Origin of the sequence: Xanthomonas sp. D-99 (genome assembly GCF_017746145.1) — a bacterium.
In the GTDB taxonomy this organism is placed as follows: Bacteria; Pseudomonadota; Gammaproteobacteria; order Xanthomonadales; family Xanthomonadaceae; genus Xanthomonas; species Xanthomonas cissicola.
Genome location: NZ_JAGHWU010000001.1, coordinates 17,960 through 41,614, shown reverse-complemented (window position 1 = coordinate 41,614; position 23,655 = coordinate 17,960). Strand labels below are relative to the sequence as shown.

At 66.9% G+C, this 23,655-nt stretch carries 19 protein-coding genes and 1 pseudogene; 9 read left to right on the top strand and 11 right to left on the bottom strand.

Annotated elements, in window-relative coordinates:
• Positions 1-269: 269 nt before the first annotated feature.
• Positions 270-1,304 carry a hypothetical protein gene (locus tag J7360_RS00210; RefSeq protein ID WP_022560134.1) on the top strand — a complete coding sequence of 345 codons (1,035 nt, stop codon included), beginning with the start codon at positions 270-272 and terminating at the stop codon, positions 1,302-1,304.
• Positions 1,288-1,890, top strand: a complete 603-nt coding sequence (locus J7360_RS00205) for a DUF3106 domain-containing protein (protein ID WP_033481335.1) — start codon at positions 1,288-1,290, stop codon at positions 1,888-1,890. Before J7360_RS00210 ends, J7360_RS00205 begins: the two co-directional genes overlap by 17 nt.
• A gap of 187 nt (positions 1,891-2,077) precedes the next feature.
• Here J7360_RS00205 and J7360_RS00200 read toward each other — a convergent pair whose 3' ends face one another.
• On the bottom strand, positions 2,078-3,244 hold the full coding sequence (locus tag J7360_RS00200; RefSeq protein WP_209033013.1) for a DUF3667 domain-containing protein: 1,167 nt from the start codon (positions 3,242-3,244) through the stop codon (positions 2,078-2,080).
• Between the two features lie 271 nt (positions 3,245-3,515).
• Here J7360_RS00200 and J7360_RS00195 point away from each other — a divergent pair, with 271 nt between their 5' ends.
• Positions 3,516-4,892: an MATE family efflux transporter gene (locus J7360_RS00195; protein WP_057658598.1), complete on the top strand. Its 1,377-nt coding sequence runs from the start codon at positions 3,516-3,518 to the stop codon at positions 4,890-4,892.
• An 84-nt stretch (positions 4,893-4,976) separates the two neighbouring features.
• Positions 4,977-6,878, top strand: coding sequence for a signal peptide peptidase SppA (gene sppA / locus J7360_RS00190; protein WP_007969564.1), 1,902 nt, complete (start codon positions 4,977-4,979; stop codon positions 6,876-6,878).
• Positions 6,879-7,245: 367 nt separating this feature from the next.
• Here sppA and J7360_RS00185 read toward each other — a convergent pair whose 3' ends face one another.
• Positions 7,246-7,461, bottom strand: a complete 216-nt coding sequence (locus J7360_RS00185) for a hypothetical protein (protein ID WP_042805117.1) — start codon at positions 7,459-7,461, stop codon at positions 7,246-7,248.
• Positions 7,462-7,753: 292 nt separating this feature from the next.
• Between J7360_RS00185 and J7360_RS00180 the strand changes: the two genes are divergently transcribed.
• Positions 7,754-8,530, top strand: coding sequence for an SDR family oxidoreductase (locus J7360_RS00180; RefSeq protein ID WP_007964202.1), 777 nt, complete (start codon positions 7,754-7,756; stop codon positions 8,528-8,530).
• Positions 8,531-8,688: 158 nt separating this feature from the next.
• Here J7360_RS00180 and J7360_RS00175 read toward each other — a convergent pair whose 3' ends face one another.
• The 9 genes and pseudogenes from J7360_RS00175 to J7360_RS00135 all read right to left on the bottom strand — a co-directional run bounded on the left by J7360_RS00175 (position 8,689) and on the right by J7360_RS00135 (position 18,559).
• A complete protein-coding gene (locus tag J7360_RS00175; protein WP_209033036.1) occupies positions 8,689-9,330 on the bottom strand; it encodes a DUF4124 domain-containing protein in 642 nt (213 codons plus the stop codon).
• 23 nt (positions 9,331-9,353) lie between these two features.
• Positions 9,354-10,136 (bottom strand): DUF4124 domain-containing protein, encoded by a 783-nt coding sequence (locus J7360_RS00170; protein ID WP_209033011.1) that lies wholly within the window; start codon positions 10,134-10,136, stop codon positions 9,354-9,356.
• 225 nt (positions 10,137-10,361) lie between these two features.
• Complete coding sequence (locus J7360_RS00165) at positions 10,362-10,925, bottom strand: Sua5/YciO/YrdC/YwlC family protein (protein WP_057658592.1); 564 nt, start codon at positions 10,923-10,925, stop codon at positions 10,362-10,364.
• A gap of 10 nt (positions 10,926-10,935) precedes the next feature.
• On the bottom strand, positions 10,936-13,428 hold the full coding sequence (locus J7360_RS00160; protein WP_057658590.1) for a DNA topoisomerase I: 2,493 nt from the start codon (positions 13,426-13,428) through the stop codon (positions 10,936-10,938).
• Positions 13,429-13,610: 182 nt separating this feature from the next.
• Entirely contained in the window at positions 13,611-14,885 is a 1,275-nt protein-coding gene (locus J7360_RS00155; RefSeq protein ID WP_057658588.1) for an RDD family protein, read from the bottom strand.
• Positions 14,886-14,926: 41 nt separating this feature from the next.
• Positions 14,927-15,649, bottom strand: a pseudogene (locus tag J7360_RS00150) (pilin).
• A 40-nt stretch (positions 15,650-15,689) separates the two neighbouring features.
• Positions 15,690-16,163, bottom strand: coding sequence for a DUF494 family protein (locus J7360_RS00145; RefSeq protein ID WP_003484452.1), 474 nt, complete (start codon positions 16,161-16,163; stop codon positions 15,690-15,692).
• A gap of 42 nt (positions 16,164-16,205) precedes the next feature.
• Positions 16,206-17,351, bottom strand: a complete 1,146-nt coding sequence (gene dprA / locus J7360_RS00140; RefSeq protein ID WP_057658580.1) for a DNA-processing protein DprA — start codon at positions 17,349-17,351, stop codon at positions 16,206-16,208.
• 71 nt (positions 17,352-17,422) lie between these two features.
• Complete coding sequence (locus tag J7360_RS00135) at positions 17,423-18,559, bottom strand: LysM peptidoglycan-binding domain-containing protein (RefSeq protein ID WP_057658578.1); 1,137 nt, start codon at positions 18,557-18,559, stop codon at positions 17,423-17,425.
• 131 nt (positions 18,560-18,690) lie between these two features.
• Here J7360_RS00135 and def point away from each other — a divergent pair, with 131 nt between their 5' ends.
• The 4 genes from def (at position 18,691) to J7360_RS00115 (ending at position 23,589) form a co-directional block, all read left to right on the top strand.
• Positions 18,691-19,203 (top strand): peptide deformylase, encoded by a 513-nt coding sequence (gene def / locus J7360_RS00130; RefSeq protein ID WP_039568662.1) that lies wholly within the window; start codon positions 18,691-18,693, stop codon positions 19,201-19,203.
• A 380-nt stretch (positions 19,204-19,583) separates the two neighbouring features.
• Positions 19,584-20,507 (top strand): methionyl-tRNA formyltransferase, encoded by a 924-nt coding sequence (gene fmt, locus J7360_RS00125; protein WP_057658576.1) that lies wholly within the window; start codon positions 19,584-19,586, stop codon positions 20,505-20,507.
• On the top strand, positions 20,507-21,817 hold the full coding sequence (gene rsmB, locus J7360_RS00120) for a 16S rRNA (cytosine(967)-C(5))-methyltransferase RsmB (RefSeq protein WP_209033009.1): 1,311 nt from the start codon (positions 20,507-20,509) through the stop codon (positions 21,815-21,817). Before fmt ends, rsmB begins: the two co-directional genes overlap by 1 nt.
• A 50-nt stretch (positions 21,818-21,867) precedes the next feature.
• A complete protein-coding gene (locus tag J7360_RS00115) occupies positions 21,868-23,589 on the top strand; it encodes a glycosyltransferase family 39 protein (RefSeq protein ID WP_057658572.1) in 1,722 nt (573 codons plus the stop codon).
• Positions 23,590-23,655 lie beyond the last annotated feature (66 nt).

Below are 23,655 nucleotides of genomic sequence, written 5' to 3'. Positions count from 1 at the left end.
ATTCACTAGCCTCTGCAACCTCTTGGACATTTTTTAGCCAACGTTCATAAGTCAATAAATTTCAATCACTTAGGCGTGAAACACGATTGCAACAAAGAAAAAACAACAGTTGACAGACGCCTGCGTATCGGCATGTCTGCCGCTGTGCACAACCCGCATCGGCGGCGGGCGCGGCCGATGTGAAGGCGGAGCGGGGCCGAGCCGATCTGTCAAGCCATCGGCGGGGGGGCAATCGCGTCGGTATCATGCCGGCCGATGCTGGAGTTCCCATGACCGTAGTCCCCGACGCCCCCGTGACCCCCGCCGCGCTATCTGCCTTCTTGCGTGGTGTGGAACGCCGGGGGCTGGTGCTCGCGCAATTGCAATGCGGCGATGTGGCCGCCGCCGAGCGCGCCCTTGCAGCGGCCTTGCGCGCCTTCAGCAGCCAGGCGGCAGGTCGGCCGATGGCAGGCTGGCCGATGCGCTTCTGGAGCCTGCTGGCCACCGCGCCACCGCTGCGGCGCGAGCCGATGCCGGGCACGTGGCTGCCCCCATTCACCGCCTTGGGCCGGATGCAGACTGCCGACCGCCTGGCGCTGCTGCTGCGGATCGTGGCCGGGCTGGAAGAAGGCGTGGCCAGCGAGGTGCAAGGCGTCGAAACGGCCGACTACCGGCAGTTGCTGGCGCGTGCCTGCCCGCGCGACGCCGCCGGCAACCCGGATGCCCAGGCCTGGCGGGCCCTGGCCGAGGCGGCGCAAGTGGAACTGCGCGACCTGAGCCCGGCCCAGTTGACCCGGCTGGGCCAGCTCCGTGATTCGGCCCTGGCCGGCATGCCGCTGCAGGCTGCCGCGCCGGCCGAGCCGGCACCGGCGCCGCGTCGCCCAGCCGCCGCGCGCGCGCGGACCCGGCGGCAATGGCAGTGGCCGCAGCTGGATCGCCGCCATGCAGGCATGGCGCTGGGGGTGCTGGCGGTGGCACTGCTGCTGGCGCTGCTGGGCTGGTGGTGGACCCACCGCCGGCCCGCGCTTCCTCCCGAGCCTGTCTCGCAGGCGCCTGCCGGCGTGCTGCACGTGACCGACGCGGCACCGGTACTGGTGGAAGAACTCCCGGCGGCCGATCTGCCGGATGCCGTGGCCGCCCCGGGCCTGGATCCACGCGACCAAGCGATGCTGGCCGACCCGGATCTGGAGCTGGCCCGCGCTGCGGACTTCTATGCCTGGTATGCCGCCGGCCATCCGGTGCCGGTTGATGAATCCGGTGCGCATGCCACCGCGGCCGAGCAGCCTTCCGCCCCTCTGGAGACGGTCGATGATGAAAGCAACTAAGTGGTGCGGCCTGCTGCTCTGCGCGATTGCCGCCGTCGCCGGCGCGCAGCGCTTGCCGACGCCGCTGGAAGAATCCGCCGCTGCGCCGGCCGCGTCCACGTCCGCTGCCGCAGTGCCGGGTACATCGCCCAGCGCCGCGCAGCAGGTCGCGCGCTGGGCGGCGATGACGCCTGCGCAGCAAGCCGAGCTGCGCGCCCGCTACGCTGCCTGGAAGGGTCTGACTGCTACCGACCGGGTGGTGTTGCGCCAGGCACGCGAGCGGCTGCAAGCCTTGCCCGAGGATCAGCAACGCGCGTTGCGCACCCAGTTCGGCGCGATGGATCGCCTGCATCGCGACGGTTGGCGCCTGGGCTCGCAGGTAGGGGCGTTCTATGCCCAGTTGCAGCCGTTGATCGGCTACGTGCCATCTGCCCAGCGCGAGGCCATGCTGGCCGCGCTGCGCAGCCTGGACGCCGGCCAGCTGGAGCAACTGGCGGTGCTGGCGCAGCGCACCCCGCCCCAGGAACGCGACGGCTTGCGCGAGGCCTTCCTGGCCGAAGCGCCGGCCACCCGCAGCACCTGGTTGAAGCGCCAACTGGCGCGTTGATCGCTCGCGCCACCGGTTCGTCGCCGTCAGGGCGCGCAATGCTTTTTAGTGTTGCGCCGGTCACATCGGTTCAAGCGGGAGCCTGTTTCCACACTGCCGCTCCAGACGCCCCACCTCCAAGCCCGGCATCGCTGCGTCGCGCTGCAATGCGGACGTTTCGCGCAACTGTCTGCGTAGATTCGTTGCGTCAAAGGCGCGCCAGACTCGCCACCATCAATAGCGCCGCGGCCACCGTCACCAACACCAGATACACCCCGCTCAGGCCGATGTACTTGAGCACGGTGACCGGCCAGGACTGGGCATACACGCGCCGCTGCATCCACAGCAGATATACCGGCATCCAGACCGTCAGCCCGAACTGCGCAAGTCCGATACTCCAGGTGATCGGGCTGGCGACGTGCGTCAGCGCATCGCTGAGCAGCGACAACAGCAGCTGCGTCAGCAGGTTCAGGCATAGGAAGGCGTGGCTGTACAGCGCCACCACCAGATGCTCCAGATACACCTGCCCGCTGCGCACGTAGAACACCCGCAACAGCAGCGCAAACAGCGGCACCAGCACCAGCAATGCAGACGGTACCGCTGCGAAGAACGCGTTGTAGAGCAGTTGCGGATCGTTGCGCAGCCGCGGCAGGTTGTCGCGGATATGGCGAAGTTGGGTATTGATCCAGCGGTTGGCGAACTGCGGTAGCGCCGCATAGTGCAGTGGGTTGCTCACCGGGCCCCACGGCTTGCCCGTCACCGAAAAGAACGTGCTGTCGCTGTCTGCCTCTGCGGCGGGCACGGCGCTGGTCGGACGCGCGTCGGCCTGCAACTGCGTCAGACGGCGTTGCGCTTGCGCGTTGGCACGCGCGATGCCGGCGTCCATGCTGTCGCGTGCGATGCCGGTCGGCACCGCTGCGCGTGTCTGCGTCAGCGTGTCGACCAATTGCCTGCGTACCGCTTCCACCTGCGCCGGCGTGCGTGCATGTGCGAAATCCTTGGGAACCGTGGTCTGGCTGGTGCCGGGCGCCGGTGCGATATCGCTGTCTGCGTCGGACGCATGCACGGCGATGCGCGCAATAAAGAACGTCAGCAGGCTCAGTACCAGGAACAGCCGCATCGGCGCCACATAACGTACGCGTTGGCCGCCCAGGAAGCGCTGCGCCACGCGTCCGGGCACCAGCAGGTCGCGCAGGGTGCGGAAAATGCGCCCATCCAGATGCCAGAACGATTCGAAGACTTCTTCCACTGCATGGGCGACACTGCGCACCGGGTTGTGCGCGCTTTGCCCGCAGGCGTGGCAGTAAGCCCCATGCAAGGCAGTCGCACAATTTTCGCAGTCCGTGGGATGGTGCGCGTTCGAATGCGGTGACATGAGCCAGGTCCGGTTGGCGAGTCGGGGGAAGGCGCGTTGCGGTCGACCTGATCCCGAAAGACCGGCGTTTGGCGCACGCGTGCAACGGTATCCCGCGCCGGCCCGGTTGCAGCAGCCTTCGCGTTTTTGCCCGCGCGCGCAGCCGCGCAGCGGGCTCTACCCAGCTGCGCGGCAAGGCCGCAGTCGGAAAGTAGGCGTAAGATAGCCGGCCCGCGCGACCCGGTGCCAGCGCCTCCCGGCACGGCCGTAGTCCGCGCAGCGATCGGTTGTCATGTCTGTTTCTTCTGCACCCCCGTCCGCGACGCCAGGCTTCGCCTCGGAAGTGTGCACCACCGGCCTGCTTGCGTTGCCGCTGGTGCTCGGCCACGTTTCCACCGGCCTGATCGGTTTTGTCGACAACGTCATCGCCGGCCACCACGGCACCGCCACGCTGGCTGCAGTCACCATCGGCACCTCGCTGCTGTGGCTGCCGATGCTGGTGCCGATCGGCACCTTGATCTCGTTGACTGCATCGGTCTCGCAATTGCTCGGCGCCGGCCGCGAGCGCGAGATCGGGCCGCTGTTCCGGCAGGCGCTGTGGCTGTCGCTGGGGCTGAGTGCGCTGATGTTCGTGTTCCTGAGCGTGGTGCCGCCGTTGCTGCCTACCTTCGGGATTGCGCCGGATATCGTGCCCGGTGCCACCGCGTTCCTGCACGCGGTGCGCTGGGGGGTGCCCGCACTGACGTTCTACTTCTGCATGCGCTACCTCAGCGAGGGCATGCACTGGACGCTGCCGACCATGCTGCTGGGCTTTGGCGGCTTGCTGGTCCTGGCACCGGTGGGCTATGCGCTGACTTATGGCAAGTTCGGCTTCGCCGAGCACGGTGCCGAAGGGCTGGGCATGGCCTCGGCCATCACCATGTGGGTGCAGGCGAGCGTGTTCGCGCTGTATCTGTGGCGCGCGCGACGGTTTGCGCATCTGCAATTGTTCACTCACCTGGAAGGACCGCGCTGGCGCGCCATCGGCGAGTTGCTACGCACCGGCTTGCCGATCGGCATCACCGTGTTGATGGAAGGCGGGTTGTTCATCGTCACTGCGCTGTTGATCGGCCGGCTGGGCTCCACCGAAGCGGCCGCGCACCAGATTGCGATCAACGTCGCGCAGCTGTGTTTCATGATCCCGATGGGCGTGGCCGAGGCCACCACCGTGCGCGTGGGCCACGCAGTGGGCCGCGGCGAGCCGCAGGCGATGCGGCGCGCAGCCTGGGCCGGCTATGCCATCGTGCTGGGCACGCAAGCGCTATCGGCCAGCGCGCTGCTGCTGGGCCACGATGCCATCGTCGGCGTCTATACCGACGACGTGGCCGTGGCCGCGCTGGCCTCGGTGCTGCTGCTGTTTGCCGCCACGTTCCAGTTTCCCGACGGCATCCAGGTGCTGTCGGCCGGCGCGCTGCGCGGGCTCAAGGACACCCGCGTGCCGATGTTCTTGGCGATGTTTTCGTACTGGGGCGTGGGCATGCCGATCGGCGCCGGGCTCGGCCTGGGGCTGGGCTGGGGACCGAAGGGCATGTGGGTAGGCCTGATCCTGGGCCTGACGGTGGCGTCGATCCTGATGGGGCTGCGCTTTCGCCAGACCAGCCGGCGGCTGACCGCCACCGTGACACCCTGACTTCCAGCGCATCCCGCGCGCGCTGCGCAGCCGGTATGCTGGGCACCATCGATCTGTATGCAGCGTCTTTCGACGGAGCTTTCCATGAATCACCCCGTGCGTCGCAATCCCATCGCCAGCTTCTTCGTCGGCCTGTGGGATGTGATGAATTTCACCCGGCGCCTGATTTTCAACCTGGTGTTCTTCGGTTTCCTGTTTTTGCTGCTGCTGGTGTTCATGGTGGCGCTCGCGCGTGGCGATGGCACCAAGCCGCTGGCCGAGCGCACCACCCTGGTGATCAACCCGGAAGGCGCGCTGGTCGAACAATTCAGTGCCGACCCGGTCAGCCGGTCGCTGGCCAAGGCGGTCGGCGACAAGAGCGCCGAAGAAGTGCAACTGCGCGACCTGGTGCGCGTGATCGAAGCGGCCGGCAAGGACCGCAAGATCGAGCGCGTGCTGTTGAACCTGGACAAGTTGCAACCGTCCGGATTCGCTTCCCAGCGCGAAGTGGCCGCCGCACTGCAGAAGTTGCGCGCCTCCGGCAAGCAGATCGTGGCCTTCAGCGAGAGCATGAGCCAGGGCCAGTACCTGCTCGCCGCACAGGCCAACGAGGTGTATCTGGATCCGATGGGCAGCGTGTTGCTGGAAGGTCTTGGCCGCTATCGCCAGTACTTCCGCGAAGGCCTGCAGGACAAGCTCGGCGTGGACGTGCATCTGTTCCGCGTTGGCGAGTACAAGTCTGCAGCCGAGCCGTATATCCTGGACGCGGCCTCGGCCGATGCCAAGGAAGCGGATCTGTTCTGGATGAACGATGTGTGGCGGCGCTACCTGGCCGACGTGGGCACCGCACGCAAGCTGAGCCCGGCGCAACTGGCTGCCGGTATCGACACGCTGCCCGAAGGCGTGGCCGCCGCCGGTGGCGACCTGGCCAAGTTCGCGCTGCAACAGAAGCTGGTGGACGGGCTCAAGACGCGCGAAGAAGTCGATGCGCTGCTGGTCCAGCGCGGCGTCGCCGACAGCGATGCCGACAGTGGTTTCCGCAATATCGGGTTCAACGATTATCTGAGCCAGCTGCAGGCGCAGCGTTCGCCCATGGACAGTCGCCCGCAGGTGGCGGTGGTCGTGGCGGCAGGCGAGATCAGCGGTGGCGAACAGCCGGCCGGGCGCATCGGTGGCGAGTCCACGGCGGCGCTGCTGCGCCAGGCGCGCGACGACGATGACGTGAAGGCGGTGGTGCTGCGCGTGGATTCGCCCGGTGGCGAAGTCTTCGCCTCCGAGCAGATCCGCCGCGAAGTGGTTGCGCTCAAGCAGGCCGGCAAGCCGGTGGTGGTGTCGATGGGCGATCTGGCCGCTTCCGGCGGTTACTGGATCAGCATGAATGCCGATCGCATCTACGCCGACCCGTCGACCATCAGCGGCTCCATCGGCATCTTCGGCATGGTGCCGAATCTGACCCGTGCGCTGGACAAGATCGGCGTGCACACCGACGGCGTGGCCACCACGCGGTTCGCCGGTGCGTTCGACATCACCCGTCCGCTGGATCCGGCTGCCGGCCAGGTCATCCAGGCGGTGATCAACAAGGGCTACGCCGACTTCACCGGCAAGGTGGCGCAGGCGCGTCACCAGTCGGTGGACGCGATCGACAAGGTTGCGCGTGGCCGTGTATGGAGCGGTGCGCAGGCCAAGGAGCGTGGATTGGTGGATGCGTTCGGCGGCATGTCCGAAGCGGTGGCCGATGCGGCCGACCGCGCCAAGCTGAGCCGAGGCAAGTTCCGCGTGCGCTATGTGGAAAAGCCGGCCACGCCGTTCTCGCAGTTCATGAGCGGGTTTGCCGGCAGCCGCATGGGTGCCTGGATGCTGAGCGACTCGGGCATGGCGCGCGCGCTGCTGGCCCGCTCGTTGCCGGAAGTGGACAGCCAACTGCGCTTTGTCGAAAGTGCCGTGCACGACAGCAAGGCAGGCGGCACGCCGGTCAAGTCGCTGGCCTACTGCTTCTGCGGGTTCTGAGGCGTTGCGCTCGGTGAGCGAGTGAGGCATCGACACGCCGGCCATGTGCCGGCGTTGTTGTGTCTGCAGTCGGGAGATGCGGCGTTTTGAACGCACGAACGAAGCAGATGGCAGGACGCATGATTCAATCGTCTAGCGTTCAAGCTACCAGCTACCAGCCAATCAGCAACTAGCTATGACGCATATTGCGGTGAACGCCTGTGCAGGTTTGGCCGCCGTTCGCACAGGTATTTGCACATTGTTGCGCGGTCCACGTGCGCTTCTGCACCCACGTGCTGCTTGGTGCACCAACTCGTCCTGTGGCGGCAGCCCGCCACACGAACGCAGGCGCTTCAGGGCGCGATTTCAACCGGTCGCCGAGGTTCCGCTACTGCGTGGCGGCATCGATCGCCTTGCGCTGATCGTCGGCCGCCTGGTCGGTTGCGGCCTGCACCGCGTGCGCCTTGTTCAACGGTTGCTGGATGTGGTCGCGCAAGGCGGTGGCTTGCGGGTCGGGCTTCTGATCGGTGGGCGCGGGCTGCGGCCGCTGACAGGCGCCCAGCGACAACGCCAGACCAAACGCAAGCATCCAATGCATCTTCATCGTCGTGACCTCGCCTGGGGTGGCGTTATCCTAGAGCGTGTTATGTACGTTGAGGTGAGTGCGAAGCGCCACAGGACGCTTCCCGGCGGGTTGGCCGCCAGCGGCACGCAATGGGCGCCGCGCGGCTTGCCTTGGCACCGCCAAGCCGGCGCCGCGCAGCACCCGCTCCGCACCGCTGGCGGCCAACGCATCTCACCTCAACGTGCATAACACGCTCTAACGCCCGGGCCACGCATGCGCGTCAACTGCGTTGCAGCGGCCGTTTCCTGCGCTTTTGAAGAGGATCACCCACGTGACAACGCACCGTTGGCGGCTGGATGGACAGACCGCCCTCATCACCGGCGCCAGTGCCGGCATTGGCCTGGCCATCGCGCGCGAACTGCTCGGCTTCGGTGCCGACCTGCTGATGGTGGCACGCGATGCCGATGCCCTGGCGCAGGCGCGCGACGAGCTTGCCGACGAATTTCCCGAGCGCGAGCTGCATGGGCTGGCCGCCGATGTCTCCGACGATGAAGAGCGCCGCGCCATCCTGGATTGGGTGGAAGACCATGCCGATGGCCTGCATCTGCTGATCAACAACGCCGGCGGCAACATTACCCGCGCCGCGATCGATTACACCGAAGACCAGTGGCGCGGCATCTTCGAAACCAACGTGTTTTCCGCGTTTGAATTGTCGCGTTATGCGCATCCGTTGCTGACGCGACATGCTGCATCGGCAATCGTCAACGTCGGCAGCGTCTCGGGCATCACCCATGTACGTAGCGGCGCGCCGTACGGCATGACCAAGGCGGCGTTGCAGCAGATGACGCGCAACCTGGCGGTGGAGTGGGCCGAAGACGGCATCCGCGTCAATGCGGTGGCGCCGTGGTATATCCGCACCCGCCGCACCTCCGGGCCGTTGTCCGATCCGGATTACTACGAGCAGGTGATCGAACGCACCCCGATGCGCCGCATTGGCGAACCGGAAGAAGTGGCTGCCGCGGTGGGTTTTTTGTGCCTGCCGGCTGCCAGCTACATCACCGGCGAATGCATCGCGGTGGACGGCGGCTTCTTGCGCTACGGGTTCTAGCGCAGGCAACAAACACCCACCTGGTTTCGATTGGATGCGCATGGACGCAGAGCCGGCATGTTCATGCATACGCCGGTTCTGCACGCGTTTTCTTTCAGCAAATGGCGATTGCTCGCCCGCCGCAAAGACCTGTTGGCTCAATGACGCGACAGGCGTGTTCAGGGCGTGGCGGCCGGATTGGCGCAACGGCTCTCGTCGAGAACCCGGCGCATCTGCTCATAGCGTTGCCTGCGTTCGGCCGACTGCGCTTCATCGGAGAAGCGCCAGGTGGATTCGGCCTGCTCGGCGCGTTTGCGCCAGGCCTCGCACAGACTCTGGTCCGGCACCGGCGCGCAGCGGTCGGTGACCACCTCGCAGGCGCTGCCGCCACCAGTGGCCGGCCCGCCAGCCAGGTTGGTGGTCTGCATCGGCAGGCAGCGCGTGGCCGGCTCGCGGTCTTCGGTGAAGTAACGCCCGTTGTCGTGTGCGGTGCACTCGAACAGTGGCGGTGGTGGCAGTGTCGATGTCGAGGTGACTGTCGGTGCTGGCGGTGCGGCGGACGCAGCGGGCGCCGAGGCAGCCGCCTGCGCGGTAGCCCGTGGTTGCGCCGCTGGCATCGCATGTGGAGGCGATGGATTGGTCGCGCCGCCTGGCGCGAATGGCACTGCCGCCGGTGTGGTCATCAGCTTCTTCTGTTGTTGCATGCCCTTCGGGCACGGCATGTTCTGCACCGTCAGTGCGCCAGCCGGATCGGTACAGCGGTGGATGGCCACTTCCTGCGCGCCGGCCAGCGAACCGAGCGTCATCATGCCGAGCGTCATTGCGCCCAACAGCGGCCAGCGCCTCATGCGCCGCCACAGTCGCGTTGCTGGCGCGCCTCGATACCGCGCTGTTCGCGGCTGAGATCTTCGCGCTCGCTCTGCAGCGCGCTGTTGTAGCGGCGGATCAGCTCCCAACGGCGGTCGGCCAGCCGCGCGCACACTTCCTGTGCGGGCAGGGCGTGGCATGCGTCGCGGATCTGCACGTTGCCGTAAGGCACGACGACCGTGCCGCCGTATCCGCCACCGTTGTAACCGCCCTGATAGCCGCCCTGGTAGCTCTCTATGCCGAAGTTTGCGTTGCCGCGAATGCTCCCTCGTCCGGAGCCGCCCTGTACCGAAATCGCCGGACGCGGGTTCACCGAGATCGGGGGGCGCTGGATACCGCCACCGCCGCCGACCGGGGGGGCAATGGTATTGCCCACATAGGCGGGGCCCCAGGTCGGCACCCAGCGCGGATTGCCTTCCGGGCTGTCGCTGGTGTAGCGGTTGCCGTCTTCGGTGGTGCACTCGTACATCGGCTGTGGCGGTTGTACGGTGACGATACGGACTTCATGCGTGGGCGCTGCGGCGACCGGTGCCGGCTCTACGCGGGCCGGACGCGGTGGTGGGTCTTGCGGCCGTTGCAGATCCAGCACCTGCTGGCGACCGTTGCTGCAGGGCGCATCCTGCAGGGCGACGGTGCCGGTGCTGCTCACGCAGCGGTAGACCCGCACATTCGGGTCGGGTTTGCTCGCGGCGGTGGCGGCCGACGCAGGCAGCGACGCGGCGAGCAGCAGAACGGTCAGGACGGTCAGGACGGTGCGCATGGCCGCAGTGTGCGCGTCTGTGCGGCGGCCGCAAAGGGGGGCGGCTGAATGGTGTGCAGGGTCGAGGCGACGACGCGCCAGATGGCTGCGGCCTGCTGCCGAAGGGGCGGGCAGACGCCAGGTAGGCCGCCAAGGGCGACCGCCCGGAACATCCGGCATGGGACAAATGAACCGATGGACCGGCCGCGCTCGCCTGATGGCTGCGCGGTCGTTTCTCGGCCGCACTCAGTCGCGCAGGATCTGCCCGCTGCGTGCGTCGCGGATCTGGGTCGGCTGCGCCAGGGCGCCGGTCTCGCCATCTACCACGCCGTCGATCGTCGCCAGCAACGCCGGATCCAGGGCGGCGCGGCTGCGCGCTGGCGGCTCGCCGGCCAGGTTGGCGCTGGTGGACACCAGCGGCGCCCCCCAGGCCCCACACAGGGCCGCCACCACTGGATGCGCGCTGATGCGTACCGCCAGCCCGTCATGCTCACCGGTGACCCAGCGCGGCGCCCGGTCGGTGATCGGCAGGATCCAGGTGTGCGGGCCGGGCCAGCTGGTGAGCACGTCCTGCCGGCGTGCCGGCTCCAGTGCCTCGATGTCGACCCAGTCGCGCAGCACGTCCACGCTCGACGCCACCACGATCACGCCCTTCTCCACCGGGCGCCGCTTGATCTCCAGCAGCCGCATCACGGCCGCTTGCTGGCGTGGGTCGCATCCCAGTCCCCACACCGCTTCGGTCGGGTAGGCGATCACGCCGCCCTGCGTCAGTGCGGCGACGGCGCGTCCCAGGTCGACTGTGTCGGTCATGCTGCGCCTCTCAGCCTGCGGCCTTGCTCACGGTTTTCTTGACCACGCGCTTGGCGGCCTTCTTGGTGGCCGTCTTCTTGGCCGGGGCCTTCTTGACAGCGGTCTTGCTGGCCGCGGTCTTGGTCGCGGTCTTCTTGACGGCAGGCTTCTTCGGTGCCGAATCCTTGACCGTATTCTTCTTCAGGGTGGCCTTCTTGGCGCCAAAGCCCTTGCGTACCGGCTTGCCGGTGTCGGCGAGCAGCTGCTGCACTTCTTCGAACGTCAACGACGCCGGCTCACGGTCCTTGGGGATCTTGCCATTGAGCTTGCCGTCGCTGATGTATGGGCCGAAGCGTCCGTTGAGCACCTGGATGTCGCTGCCGTCGAATTCCTTGATCACCCGGTTGCGTGCGATCTCTTCCTTCTCTTCGATCAGGAAGACCGCGCGCGCCAGGTCGATGGTATAGGGGTCGTCTTCCTTCTTCAGCGAGGCATAGGTGCTGCCGCGGCGCGCGAACGGGCCGAAACGGCCGATGCCCACGCTGACATCCTGGTCCTTGTCCTGGCCCAGCGCGCGCGGCATCTTGAACAGCTCCAGCGCATCTTCGATGGAGATCGAATAGATGCTCTGGCCCGGACGCAGCGACGCGAAGGTGGGCTTGTCCTCGTCTTCGACCGTGCCGATCTGCACCATCGGGCCGAAGCGACCGATGCGTGCGCTTACTTCCTTGCCGCTGACCGGGTCGGTGCCGAGCACGCGCACGCTGCCGGCATCGGTCTTGTCCAGCGAGTCCTTCTTATCTTCGACCAATTCCTTGAACGGGCCCCAGAACTTCTCCATCAACGGGATCCACTCGGCTTCGCCGCGCGAGACCGCGTCCAGATCGTCTTCCAGATTGGCGGTGAAGTCGTAATCGACATAGCGGGTGAAATGCCCGGACAGGAACTTGGACACCGCACGGCCCACGTCGGTGGGACGGAAGCTGCGACCTTCCATCTCGACGTATTTGCGGAACTGCAGGGTCTGGATGATCGAGGCGTAGGTGGAGGGACGGCCGATGCCGTATTCCTCCAGCGCCTTGACCAGCGCCGCTTCGGTGTAGCGCGGCGGCGGCTGGGTGAAATGCTGGTCGGTGACGATGCGGTCCAGCGGAACGTTGTCGCCGGCCTTCATCAGCGGCAGCTTGCGGCCTTCGTCTTCGTCCTCGCTGCTCTTGGTGTCCTTGCCTTCTTCGTACACGGCCAGGAAGCCCGGGACCACCACGGTGGTGCCGCTGGCGCGGAACACGTGCTCGCTGCCGGCCGACAGATCCACGCTGACGGTATTGAGCGTGGCCGGAATCATCTGGCAGGCCACTGCGCGGCGCCAGATCAGCTCGTACAGGCGGCGCTCGTCCTCGGACAGGAAACGCGCCACCTGCGCCGGGGTGCGCAGCGCGGAGGTCGGGCGCACCGCTTCGTGGGCTTCCTGCGCGTTCTTGGATTTGGTGGTGTAGGCGTTGGGCTGGTCGGGTAGCGAAGCGGTGCCGAAGTCCCGCGCGATCACATCGCGGATTTCCGCCAGCGCGTCCTGCGACAGGTTCACCGAGTCGGTACGCATGTAGCTGATCAGACCGACCGAGCCTTCGTCGCCGAGTGCCACGCCTTCGTACAACTTCTGCGCCACCTGCATGGTCTTGCGGGTGGTGAAGCCGAGCTTGCGCGAGGCCTCCTGCTGCAGCGTGGAGGTCGTGAACGGCGGGGCAGGGCGGCGCTTGCGCTCCTTGCTGGCCACGTCGGTGACATGCAGCACGCCTTGCGCGGCCTGCTGGATGCGCAGGCGCGCCGCCTCGGCGGTGTCGCCGTCGGTCACGGTGAACTGCTCGAACTTCTGCCCATCCAGCTTGATCAGTCGCGCGCTGAACGCCTGCGAGGGATGCCGGCAATGCGCATCGATGGACCAGTATTCGCGCGGGATGAAGGCTTCGATCTCTTCTTCGCGCTCGACGATCATGCGCAGCGCCGGCGATTGCACGCGGCCAGCGGACAGGCCGCGCTGCACCTTGCGCCACAGCACCGGCGACAGGTTGAAGCCGACCAGGTAATCGAGCGCGCGGCGCGCCTGCTGCGCATCCACCAGGTCGCCGGCGATCATGCGTGGCTTGGCCATCGCCTCCTTGATCGCACGCGGGGTGATTTCGGTGAACACCACCCGCTGCATCGGCTTGTCCTTGAGCAGGCCGCGCTCCTTCAGAATCTCGGCGATGTGCCAGCTGATCGCCTCGCCCTCGCGGTCCGGGTCGGTCGCCAGAAAGATGTCGTCGGCACCCTTGGCGGCACGCGCGATGGCTTCGACGTGCTTTTCGTTCTTCTCGATCAGGTCGTAACGCATCGCAAAGCCGTTGTCCGTATCGACCGCGCCTTCCTTGGGGACCAGGTCGCGCACGTGCCCATACGAGGCCAGAACGGTGAAGTCCTTGCCGAGGTATTTATTGATCGTCTTGGCCTTGGCGGGCGATTCGACGATGAGCAGGTGCTTGGGCATGGTGGCAACTTCTTGGGGCGGAGCCCGGGGGGCGGGTAGCGTGGCCTAATTGGCCGGTCGAGGGAAGCGGATCGACCGTTTCCCACGCGTTAACGCCCGGGAAGGACTCCCGGGCGTTCAGTTCTCTTATTAGAAAGATCACGGCGGGCGTCGCCGTGTCAAGCGGCCAGCGCCGTGAACTGCTAGCGTTGGCTCATTCCGATCGCCGCCAGCATGAAGGCCACGACCACCACCGAGAGCACCAGGATCAGCCCGTAAATGGCCAGAACCACGATGGACACGGTATCCAGGCCTCTGGATTGCCGCTCCGGATGCTCGGTGAACGCCCAACGGTCCACGACCAGGGTGTCGCAGACCTTGTCGTGCGGGGCCTGCTTGCGCTCGGTCATGCCGGCCATGAAGGCCGCCACGATCACCCCGATGCCCAGGGTCAGCACGCTGATCAGCATGTAGGCCAGATAGCGCAGCACATTGCGCCAGAATCCGACCCGGCCGCCGTTGCTGTCGGCACGCACCAGCTTGATGCCGCAGGCCAGCTTGCCCAGGCTGGCCTGATGCCGGCTGGACTGCATCCAGGCGAAATACAGCGTCGGGATGGCCAGGCCGATGCCATAGGACATCACCACGATGGCGATGCCGAGCGCACTGCCGTCGTCCAGCGCCGAACCCGAATCGCCGCGCGTGGTGACGAGCGCCACCACGAACACCAGCGGAATCACGATCAGGTACACCGCAAAGGTGGTGATCAGGCTATCGAGAATGCTGGCGGCCACGCGCCGCCAAAGACCGGCGTAGACCACTGGCGCATCCTGCAGCGCCAGGCCTGCGGCGGGGGCAGCGGGGGCCGGGGCATCCCAGGCCCCTGGAGGTGGCGTGGCTGCCGTTGCCGTGGGGAATCCCGGTGGCGACGTCGTGTCCGAGGTCGTGGTCGGGATTGGATCTGACGCCAGAGGCGTGGTGGACCATGCCGACGGGTCCGATAACGGGGATGGATCGCGCGGCGGATGTAGTGGGGAGTCGATTGCCGGGTGGTGACCGGCATCGTCAGTCGCGCCGGCATCACCGGTGCCGGTGCTGGCACTCGCACCGGCAATGCCGCCGCCGGCAACTGCCGGCTGCCAGCGCGATGTCTCAGCGGCGTGGTCGTCGATCGGCAGGGGCGCCGAAGCCGAGGCTGTGGCCGGCGGGTTGTCGCCGGGATACGCTGCCGACAGTGGTGCATGGCGTGTCGCATCCGCCGGCATCGGCCCGCTGGCGTCCGGTGCCGCGGCCGGCGCTGCGCCGCCGAAGCCTAGCTCGCCCTCGACCTCGTGCAGTGCCACCCACTGCGCCAGACCTTCGCGCCAGACCAGGCTGGAACGGTCGACGATGCCCTGCGTCAGGCGCGCACGAAGCGTGTCCGTGTCCACCGGCCCCTGGCGCTGCCGCTGTGCGTCGGCGTAGTACCACTGCGTCATGTTGTCCCCTTAGCGTGTCGCGATCGGCATGCAGCAGGCGGTCAGCCGCGGCAATCCGGTGGAAGTTGGGTGTCGTCGATTTCGGAACTGCACCGCCAGCTGCCGGCATCCGCATCCAGCTCCAGCCACACGGCCTTGCCGTCGATTCTGGCCGACTTGGGCGCATGGAGCACGGCTTAGATGCCGCATTCGCTGCCCTCGAAACGGCCGATGCGCACGCTGCTCAGCCGCTCGCTCGCGTACTGCTCGGGTGGCTTGAACCCGGCGTCTTCATTGACCGGGCAGCGGCCTTCACTGGCCAGAAATTCGGTGATCTGTGGCTTCAATGCCGCCAACTCGCCGACCGCCTCGGCGGCCTTGGCGCGGCTCAGGTAATCGTTATAGGCCGGGAATGCGATCGCAGCGAGGATGCCGACGACGCCTACCATCACGAAGACACCGACTACCGCACCGAGCAATGCAACCAGCGGCCAGCCGGGGCGATTGCTGCGCGGCTGCGCTGGCGCGACGGACGGATGGGCTGGCATGGTGTACGCCGCGGCAGGCGGCAATGGCGGTGGAACCGCGCCCGCCCGCACATCAGTGGAAACAGGCGGGCCCAGGGTGTCGGCGCACGCCGACAGCGGCACCCAATGGTCCAGGCCTTCGCGCCAGACCAGCGTATCCAGGGCGATCACGCGATCGCGATACAGGCCCAGCAAGGCATCGTCGGCCACCGGGCCATGCCGATGGTGGTGGCCATCGGCGTAATACCAACTGCGCATCCCCGTTCCCCTGCACGCACATCCGTGGCGGCTTCAACGCTCAGTGTACGGGTTCAGGCTCGTCCAGGAACATCTGGGTTTCCATCCAGGCATAGGCCGCTTCCGCCCCGGGCTGGTTGAACAACACCATCAGTACCACCCACTTGAGGTCGTCCAGATCCAGTTCGTCCTGATCCAGCGCCATGGCGCGGTCCAGCACCAACTCGCGCTGGTCGGCGTCGAGGATGCGGTGTTGCTCCAGGAACAGCAGAAATCCGCGGCAGTCGACATCGAGCTTGTCCAGCTCCGGCCCGTGATAGATACGCACCGGCCCATCGACGTGCGGGCGCGCGACGCTGGGCCGCTGCTCGGAAAGCGCGTCCAGCCAATCGAAGGCCTTGCTGATTTCTGCGGGACTGAAACCGGCCTGGATCAGGCCATTTTGAAGCGAGTCACGGTCACGGACCAGGTCCGCGTCTTCGCTGAAGTAATGTTCAAACAGGTACAGCAGTACATCGAGAATGCTCTCTTTCATTGCCCTCGGCCTGCGTCGCGCGACGCTGTGGAGGTGAAGAAACTAAGGATTGCGGGTATAGCGACCGTGCTCGGTGACCACGTCTCCCTCCAGTTCCATGATGAGCAGCATGGAGGACAGCGTGGCGGCCGTCAATCCGGTGCGCTGCACCAATGAATCCATAGGGGTTGGGTCGTGGCCCAACGCTTGCCACAAGCGCTGGTAGTCGGGATCGGAGCGGGCAGGACCGGGGCCAGCGCTGGTCGTCGCCTTCCCGGGCAACTCAGTGGGGGCGGCCAGGCGCTCGCGCAAGGCGCTGGCCAATTGGCCAGACAGCTGGCCCAGTCCCTCGATGACCTGTGCGGGCTCCTGCGCCAGCGTGGCGCCCTGCCGGATCAGGTGATGGCAGCCGCGCGCGAGCGGATTGTGCAGCGAGCCGGGTAGGGCGAATACCTCACGGCCTGCTTCGGCCGCCAGCCGGGCGGTAATCAGTGCGCCCGAACGCATCGCCGCTTCGACCACCAGCGTCCCCAGCGCCAGCCCGGCAATGATCCGGTTGCGGGCCGGAAAGTGCGCCGCGACCGGGGCAGTGCCCGGCAGATATTCGCTGACCACTGCGCCGCGTTCGGTGATGCGATCGCGCAAGCCTAGGTGCCGCTCGGGATAGGCGACGTCGACGCCAGTGCCGACGACGGCCACGGTGATGCCGTCGTGCTGGGCCAGTGCAGCCTCGTGTGCGATCGCATCCACGCCGGCGGCCATGCCGCTGACGATGCCCAACCCGGCGCAGGCCAGGCTGGAGGCGAATGCGCGGGTATGATCGCGGCCGCCGGCAGTGGCCGAGCGGCTGCCGACCACCGCCACGCCTGGGTGCCAGAGGATGTTGGGGTCGCCGTCCACGAACAAGGCCATCGGCGGATTGGCGATATGCCGCAGCAGGGCCGGGTAATCCGGATCGCGCCAGCCGATCAGGTGGTGGCCGGGCTGTTCGCACCAGCGTAGCGCGGCCTCCAGCGCATGTAGATCGGGGTTCTGCAGCAGCGCAGCTTGCACCTCGTCGCATCCAGCTGCGCGCCACGCTCCCGGCCCGGCTGCCAGCATTTCGGACGCTGATCCGTACGAGGTCAGCAATTTTCGGCGGGGCGGGCTGCGGCCGCCTGCCAGCAGCAGGACCAGGAGTGCGCGCAGGTCGGGAGCGGTTTGGGCCATACATCCAGGCTAGGCCGCAAACGACGACGGCGCCCTCGGGCGCCGTCGCGTTGGTGCATCGGATCTTTCGCTTATTGCGCGTCAGGATGCTTGACGAAATAGCCCAGGCCGGTCGGCTTGACGCTTTCCATCACCAGCGCATAGCTGACCTTGTCGAAGGTGCGGAACACCATGGCATGCGAGGCGTACTCGTCGGGCAGGCCGACGGTGGAGCCGGACGGGCCGCTGAAATCGTCGTCGGTCCGCGAGAAGCGCGAGTGCTTGACGCGGTCGCTGACCGTGCGGCCCTTGCGCCAAATCGAGAACACCGTGCCGTTGTTGATGCCTTCGCGGGCGCCGCCGGAGATCGCGATCACATCGCGCGTGCCGCCAACGGTGAAGGCGTCGGAGATGGCCAGCACGCGCAGTTCGGTTTGCAGCGCCTGTTCCGAGGGCGGATGCGGGATGAACTGCAGATCGTACGGCTGCGCTTCGACCGCCACGATGCGATCGCCGGCGCGCACTTCGCGGCCGCTGTCCTGCAGCAGCAGGGTCGCCGCCTTGGAGTTGCCGCCCGCCGCGCTGCGGGTGATGGTGCCGACGTTGACCTGCGCCATCTCGTAGCCGAGGAACTCGCGGCGCGTGCTCGGCGCGATGAAGTTCTTCCAGATGTTGCCCGAGCCGGCGGTGATGTTACCGGCCATGTCCAGGTCTTCGTTGTGCTTGGGCAGGCTGAACTTCACGGTCGGGCGGACCACAGCAAAGCGCTGGCCCGGCTGGGCATTTTCCAGACCGACCACGTAGGCGACCTGGCCGGTGGTGGCACGCGTGCGACCGGCTTCCAGACCCACGACATACGGCAACTGGTCGAAGTCGTCGACCACGCGCAGGTTCTTCAGGAACGGCTCGACGTCGGCCAGCGGAATGGCGTTGATCGGCGCTTCCTGGCGCGGGCCGGGCTGGATCGTGCCTTTGCCGACCCGGTCCAGATAGGCCAGGCTGATCACGTCGCCCGGATAGATCAGGTGCGGATTCTGAATCTGCGGATTGGCTTGCCAGATTTCCGGCCACAGCCACGGTTTTTGCAGGAAACGCCCAGCGATGTCCCACAAGGTATCGCCCTTGCGGACCACATAGGTGTCTGGATGCTCGCCCACCGCTTGCGCGGCAGCGTAGGTCGCGACGGTCAGCATCGCCGCAGCGACGACCGTACGAAGTCGGTTCAACATAGGTGCCTTCTTGCCTGATTCCCCAACAGGTCTGCGCACTATAGTCTAGAAACCGGGGCGCCACGCAAGCATTGCGCTAGAATGACAGCGTCTTGCCGGCGCCGCGCCGGTGTTTCCAGACGGGTAACCCCATGGCTTTGCTCCCAATTCTTGAGTTTCCGGACCCGCGGCTGCGCACCAAGGCCGTGCCGGTCGATGCTGCCGAGGTCACCAGCCAGGCGTTCCAGACGCTGCTGGACGACATGTTCCAGACCATGTACGAGGCGCCCGGCATTGGCCTGGCTGCCAGTCAGGTGGACGTGCACAAGCGATTCATGGTGATCGACATCAGCGAGGAGAAAAACCTGCCGCAGGTGTTCGTCAACCCCGAGATCGTGAGCAAGCAGGGCGAGCAGTTGTATCAGGAAGGCTGCCTGTCGGTGCCCGGCATCTATGCCGATGTCAGCCGCGCCGATGCGATCACCGTGCGCTATCTGGACCGTCAGGGCCAGGCGCAGGAACTGCAGGCCGACGGTCTGCTGGCCGTGTGCATCCAGCACGAGATGGACCATCTGGACGGCAAGCTGTTCGTGGATTATCTCTCGCCGCTCAAGCGCGAAATGGTGCGCAAGAAGCTGGCCAAGCAGCGCAAGCATGTGGCTTGAGGGCCGGGATTGGGGATTCGGGATTGGCAGAAGCGGGTTTTTGCAGCGCTTTGAATCTGCTGGTGTCGCATCCTCGAATGCGAAGTCTGCTGCGATCTGGCTCATGGGCTTTGCCCGCGCATCGCGATACCGGCCAGTCTGCAGATGGATGGTCTTAAAGAGCGGGATTCGGGATTGGATAAGGCATTGCCATAGCAGGCATCGAATTGCCGGCCGCGATTCCCGCCTTGCGCTCGATGGTGACGGGCAACGCCGGTTCTGGCGCCAAGTTTCCAAATCCCCCACACATCTGCTCCTACCTCTCAGCTCCACGCCATTCTCGCCCCGGCCACCACACCTGGCGATGCGAATCCCACTCCCGAATCCCGAATCCCAGCCTTATGAGAATCATCTTCGCCGGTACGCCGGATTTTGCCGTCCCGTCGCTACGCGCCGCCGCGCAGCGGCATGAGGTGGTGGCGGTGTACACGCAGCCCGATCGCCCCGCCGGGCGTGGTCGCGGGTTGACGCCCTCGCCGGTCAAGCTGGAGGCGATCGCGCGCGGCATTCCGGTCTTCCAGCCGCAGACGCTGCGATCGCCCGAAGCATTGGCGACGTTGCGTGCGCTCGATGCGGACCTGATGGTGGTGGTGGCTTACGGGTTGATCCTGCCAAAGGCAGTGCTGGCCGCGCCGACGCACGGCTGCTGGAACGTGCATGCCTCGTTGCTGCCGCGCTGGCGTGGTGCCGCGCCGATCCAGCGTGCGATCGAGGCCGGCGACACCGAGACCGGGGTGTGTCTGATGCAGATGGAAGCCGGGTTGGACACCGGCCCGGTGCTGCTGTCGCAGCGCATCGAAATTGACGAGCAGGAAACCGGCGGGCAGTTGCACGACCGGCTGGCCGCGCTGGGCGCGCAGGTGCTGTCCGATGGCCTGGGCCTGTTGCGCGCCGGCATCCGTCCGGTGGCCCAGCCGCAGCCGGCCGACGGGGTGACCTATGCGCACAAGCTGGACAAGGCGCAGGCGCGGCTGGATTGGGCACAGCCGGCGCAGGAACTGGCGCGACGCGTGCGGGCGTTCAACCCGTGGCCGGTGGCCGAGGCGATCCTGGCGGGCGAGCGCGTGCGCCTGCATGGCGCGGTGGCGCTTGAACTGGCCCATCAACAGCCGCCGGGCACCCTGCTGGCGGCCAGCAAGCAGGGCATCGATATCGCCTGCGGTGAGGGTGCGCTGCGGGTGCGCGTGCTCCAGCGCGAGGGCGGCAAGGCGATTACCGCCGCCGATTACCTCAACGCGCGGCGCGACCTGCCGGCGCTGGGCTGATGTTGGCCGACACCGCAACCGCCGGCGTCGCCTCGCGCCTGGCCGCCGCACGCGTACTGACGGCGGTGTTCGATCAAGGCCGGTCGTTGAAGGCCGAACTTGCCTTGACCTTGCCCGGCATCGGCGATCCGCGCGATCGCGCGCTGGTGGAGGCGATCTGCTTTGCGGTCATTCGCCGGCGCCCGGCGTATGAGCTCGCGTTGCGGCAATGGCTGGAACGTGCGTTGCCGCCCCGCGATGCCGAACTCAAGGCGCTGCTGATGGTCGGTTTCGCGCAACTCGACGTGCTGCAACTGCCTGCGCACGCCGCGTTGTCGGCCACCGTGGATGCGTGTCGCGCACTGGGCCGGCCCCGTCAGGCCGGCATGGTCAACGCGATTTTGCGGCGCGCCCAGCGCGAAGGATTTCCCGCGGTGGCCGACGATGCCGGTTGGCCGTCGTGGCTGCGCAAGCAGCTGCGCGCGGACTGGGGCGATCGTGCCGAAGCCATTTTCACCGCAAGTGCGCAAATGGCGCCGATGTGGCTGCGCGTGCAGCGTTCGCGCACCGACCCTGCGACATATGTCGCACGACTGGCCGAACTGGATATCGTCGCGCATACCGATGCTGTATTGCCGGATGCGGTGCGCCTGCACAACGCCGTGCCGGTGAGCCAGTTGCCGGGCTTCGCCGAAGGCGATGTTTCGGTGCAGGACGGCTCTGCGCAGCAGGTGGCCGATGCGTTGACCCTGGCGCGGTCGGCACGCGTGCTCGATGCCTGCGCCGCGCCCGGTGGCAAGGCGGCGCATCTGCTGGAGCGCCATCCCGGATTGCAGCTCGTGGCGCTGGATGTGGATGCGCGCCGCCTGGAGCGCGTGCAGCAGACCTTGCAGCGCACGGTCCCCGATGCGCAGGTTGCATTGCAGGCGGCCGACGCCGCCGATACGGAGGCGTGGTGGGACGGCCAGCCGTTCGATGCGGTACTGCTGGACGCGCCATGTTCGGCCACCGGCGTGGTGCGTCGTCAACCGGATGTGCTGCTGCACCGGCGCGCCGACGATATCGATGCGCTGTGTGCGCTGCAGGCGCGGCTACTGGATGCGACCTGGCGCACGCTGCGTCCAGGCGGACAATTGCTGTACACCACCTGCTCGCTGTTGGCGCGCGAGAACCAGGCGCAGGTCGAGGCATTCCTGCAGCGCACGCCCGACGCACGCGCGCAGCCTTTGGGTGCGCAGTTCGGGCATGCCGCCGGCGCCGGACGTCAGCGGTTTCCAGGCGAGGCGCACTGCGACGGATTTTTCTACGCGCTTTTGCTAAAAGCCTCCTGATAGCGCGCGAAGTCCAGCGCTCCACCCTCTGCGACCGACTGCCGCCCGACATGTTCAAGAATCGCGCTTCCACCGATGTCTGGTTGCTGGCCATGACCGCCGTGCTGGTGATTGGTGCGGGCCTGGGTTTACGTGACCCGTGGCCGGCGGACGAGCCGCGCTTTGCGCTGGTGACCAAGCAGATGGTGTTGAGCGGCGACTGGTTGTTCCCGCATCGCGGCAACGAGCTGTATTCGGACAAGCCACCGATGCTGATGTGGCTGCAGGCGGTGTTCTACACGCTGCTGGGCAATTGGCGGGTGGCGTTCCTGCTGCCGTCGTTGCTGGCCGCGCTGGGCACATTGGCCTGCGTCTACGATCTGGGTCGGCGGCTGTGGACCCGCCGTGTCGGCGTGTATGCAGCCTGGATGCTGCTGTTTACGCTGCACTTCACCTTTCAGGCCAAGAAGGCGCAGATCGACCCGCTGGTGGTGTTCTGGATCACCCTGGCCAATTACGGCCTGCTGCGGCATCTGCTGATGGGCCCGGCCTGGCGCTGGTGGACGCTGGGCTGGTTCGCCGCCGGGTTGGGCGTGATCACCAAGGGCGTTGGCATCATCGCGCTGCTGATGCTGATCCCGGCCGGAATTGCAGCGGCGCGTGGCTGGCCGGGCGTACGCGTGCATGTGCGCGACCGGCGCTTCTGGCTGGGGCCGCTGTTCTTCTTCATGGCGATCGCGCTGTGGTTCGTCCCGATGATGGTGACCGCACTGACCGCTGGCCAGTCCGAATACCGCGTGTATCTCAACGACATCCTGCTGCGCCAGACCGCCAAGCGCTACGCCAGCTCCTGGGATCATGCGCAGCCGGTCTGGTACCACCTGCAAAGCATGGCCACGATGTGGCTGCCGACCATCCTGCTGCTGCCGTGGGCGATTCCGGCGTGGCGGCGTCGGCTGAAACGGCGCGATCCGCGCTATCTGCTGCCGTTGGCCTGGTGGCTGCTGGTGCTGGTGTTCTTCACCATTCCCAGCGGCAAGCGCGATGTGTACATCCTGCCGGCGCTGCCGATGTTCTGCCTGGCGCTGGCGCCGCTGGCGCCCGGCCTGCTGCGCCGGGCTGGCGTGCAGCGGCTGCTGTTCGGGTTCGGGCTGCTGCTGGCAGTGGTGTTTTGTGCAGGCGGCGCGGCGATGCTGATTGGCCACCCGGGCTTCGAGCAGAAGATCATGGACAGGCGCGGGGTCGGCAGCGAAGCCACCGACCCGCTGGGCTGGCTGTTGCTGGCGGTGGGTACCTGGGGCATCGCCAGCCTGCTGCTGATGCGCGTGCGCCGCTCCGCGTTGGCGGTGGTCTCGCTGCTTGGCGCGTGGTGGGTGGCGTTCGGGCTGGTGTGCTACCCGATCTTCAACGATTCCAGTTCGGCCGGTGCGGTGATGCGCGAGGCCGGGCGCCGCATTGGCCCGGATGCGCAACTCGGGCTGGTGGCGTGGAAGGAGCAGAACCTGCTGATGGCCGACCGGCCTGCGCAGACCTTCGGCTTCAAGGTGCCGTGGGAGACCCAGTTGCAGCGCGGCGTGGCCTGGCAGGCAGAACAACCCGGCCAGCGCTGGCTGATGGCTCAGGAGACCGCATTGCTGGCCTGCGTGGATCGCAGCCGCAGCCAGTTGGTGGGCGTGGCCAACCGCCGGCGCTGGTGGTTGGTGCCGGCCGATGCGGTGCGCGGCCCCTGCGTGGCCAGCTCCAGCGAGCGTGCGGTGGAAGCAAAGGAGCAGGGCAACCTGGATACCGAATGAGCCAGCCGACCCCACCGGCACGCGCACGTGCCAGGTGCCATTGGCGTGGCGTCAATGCAGCGGCCG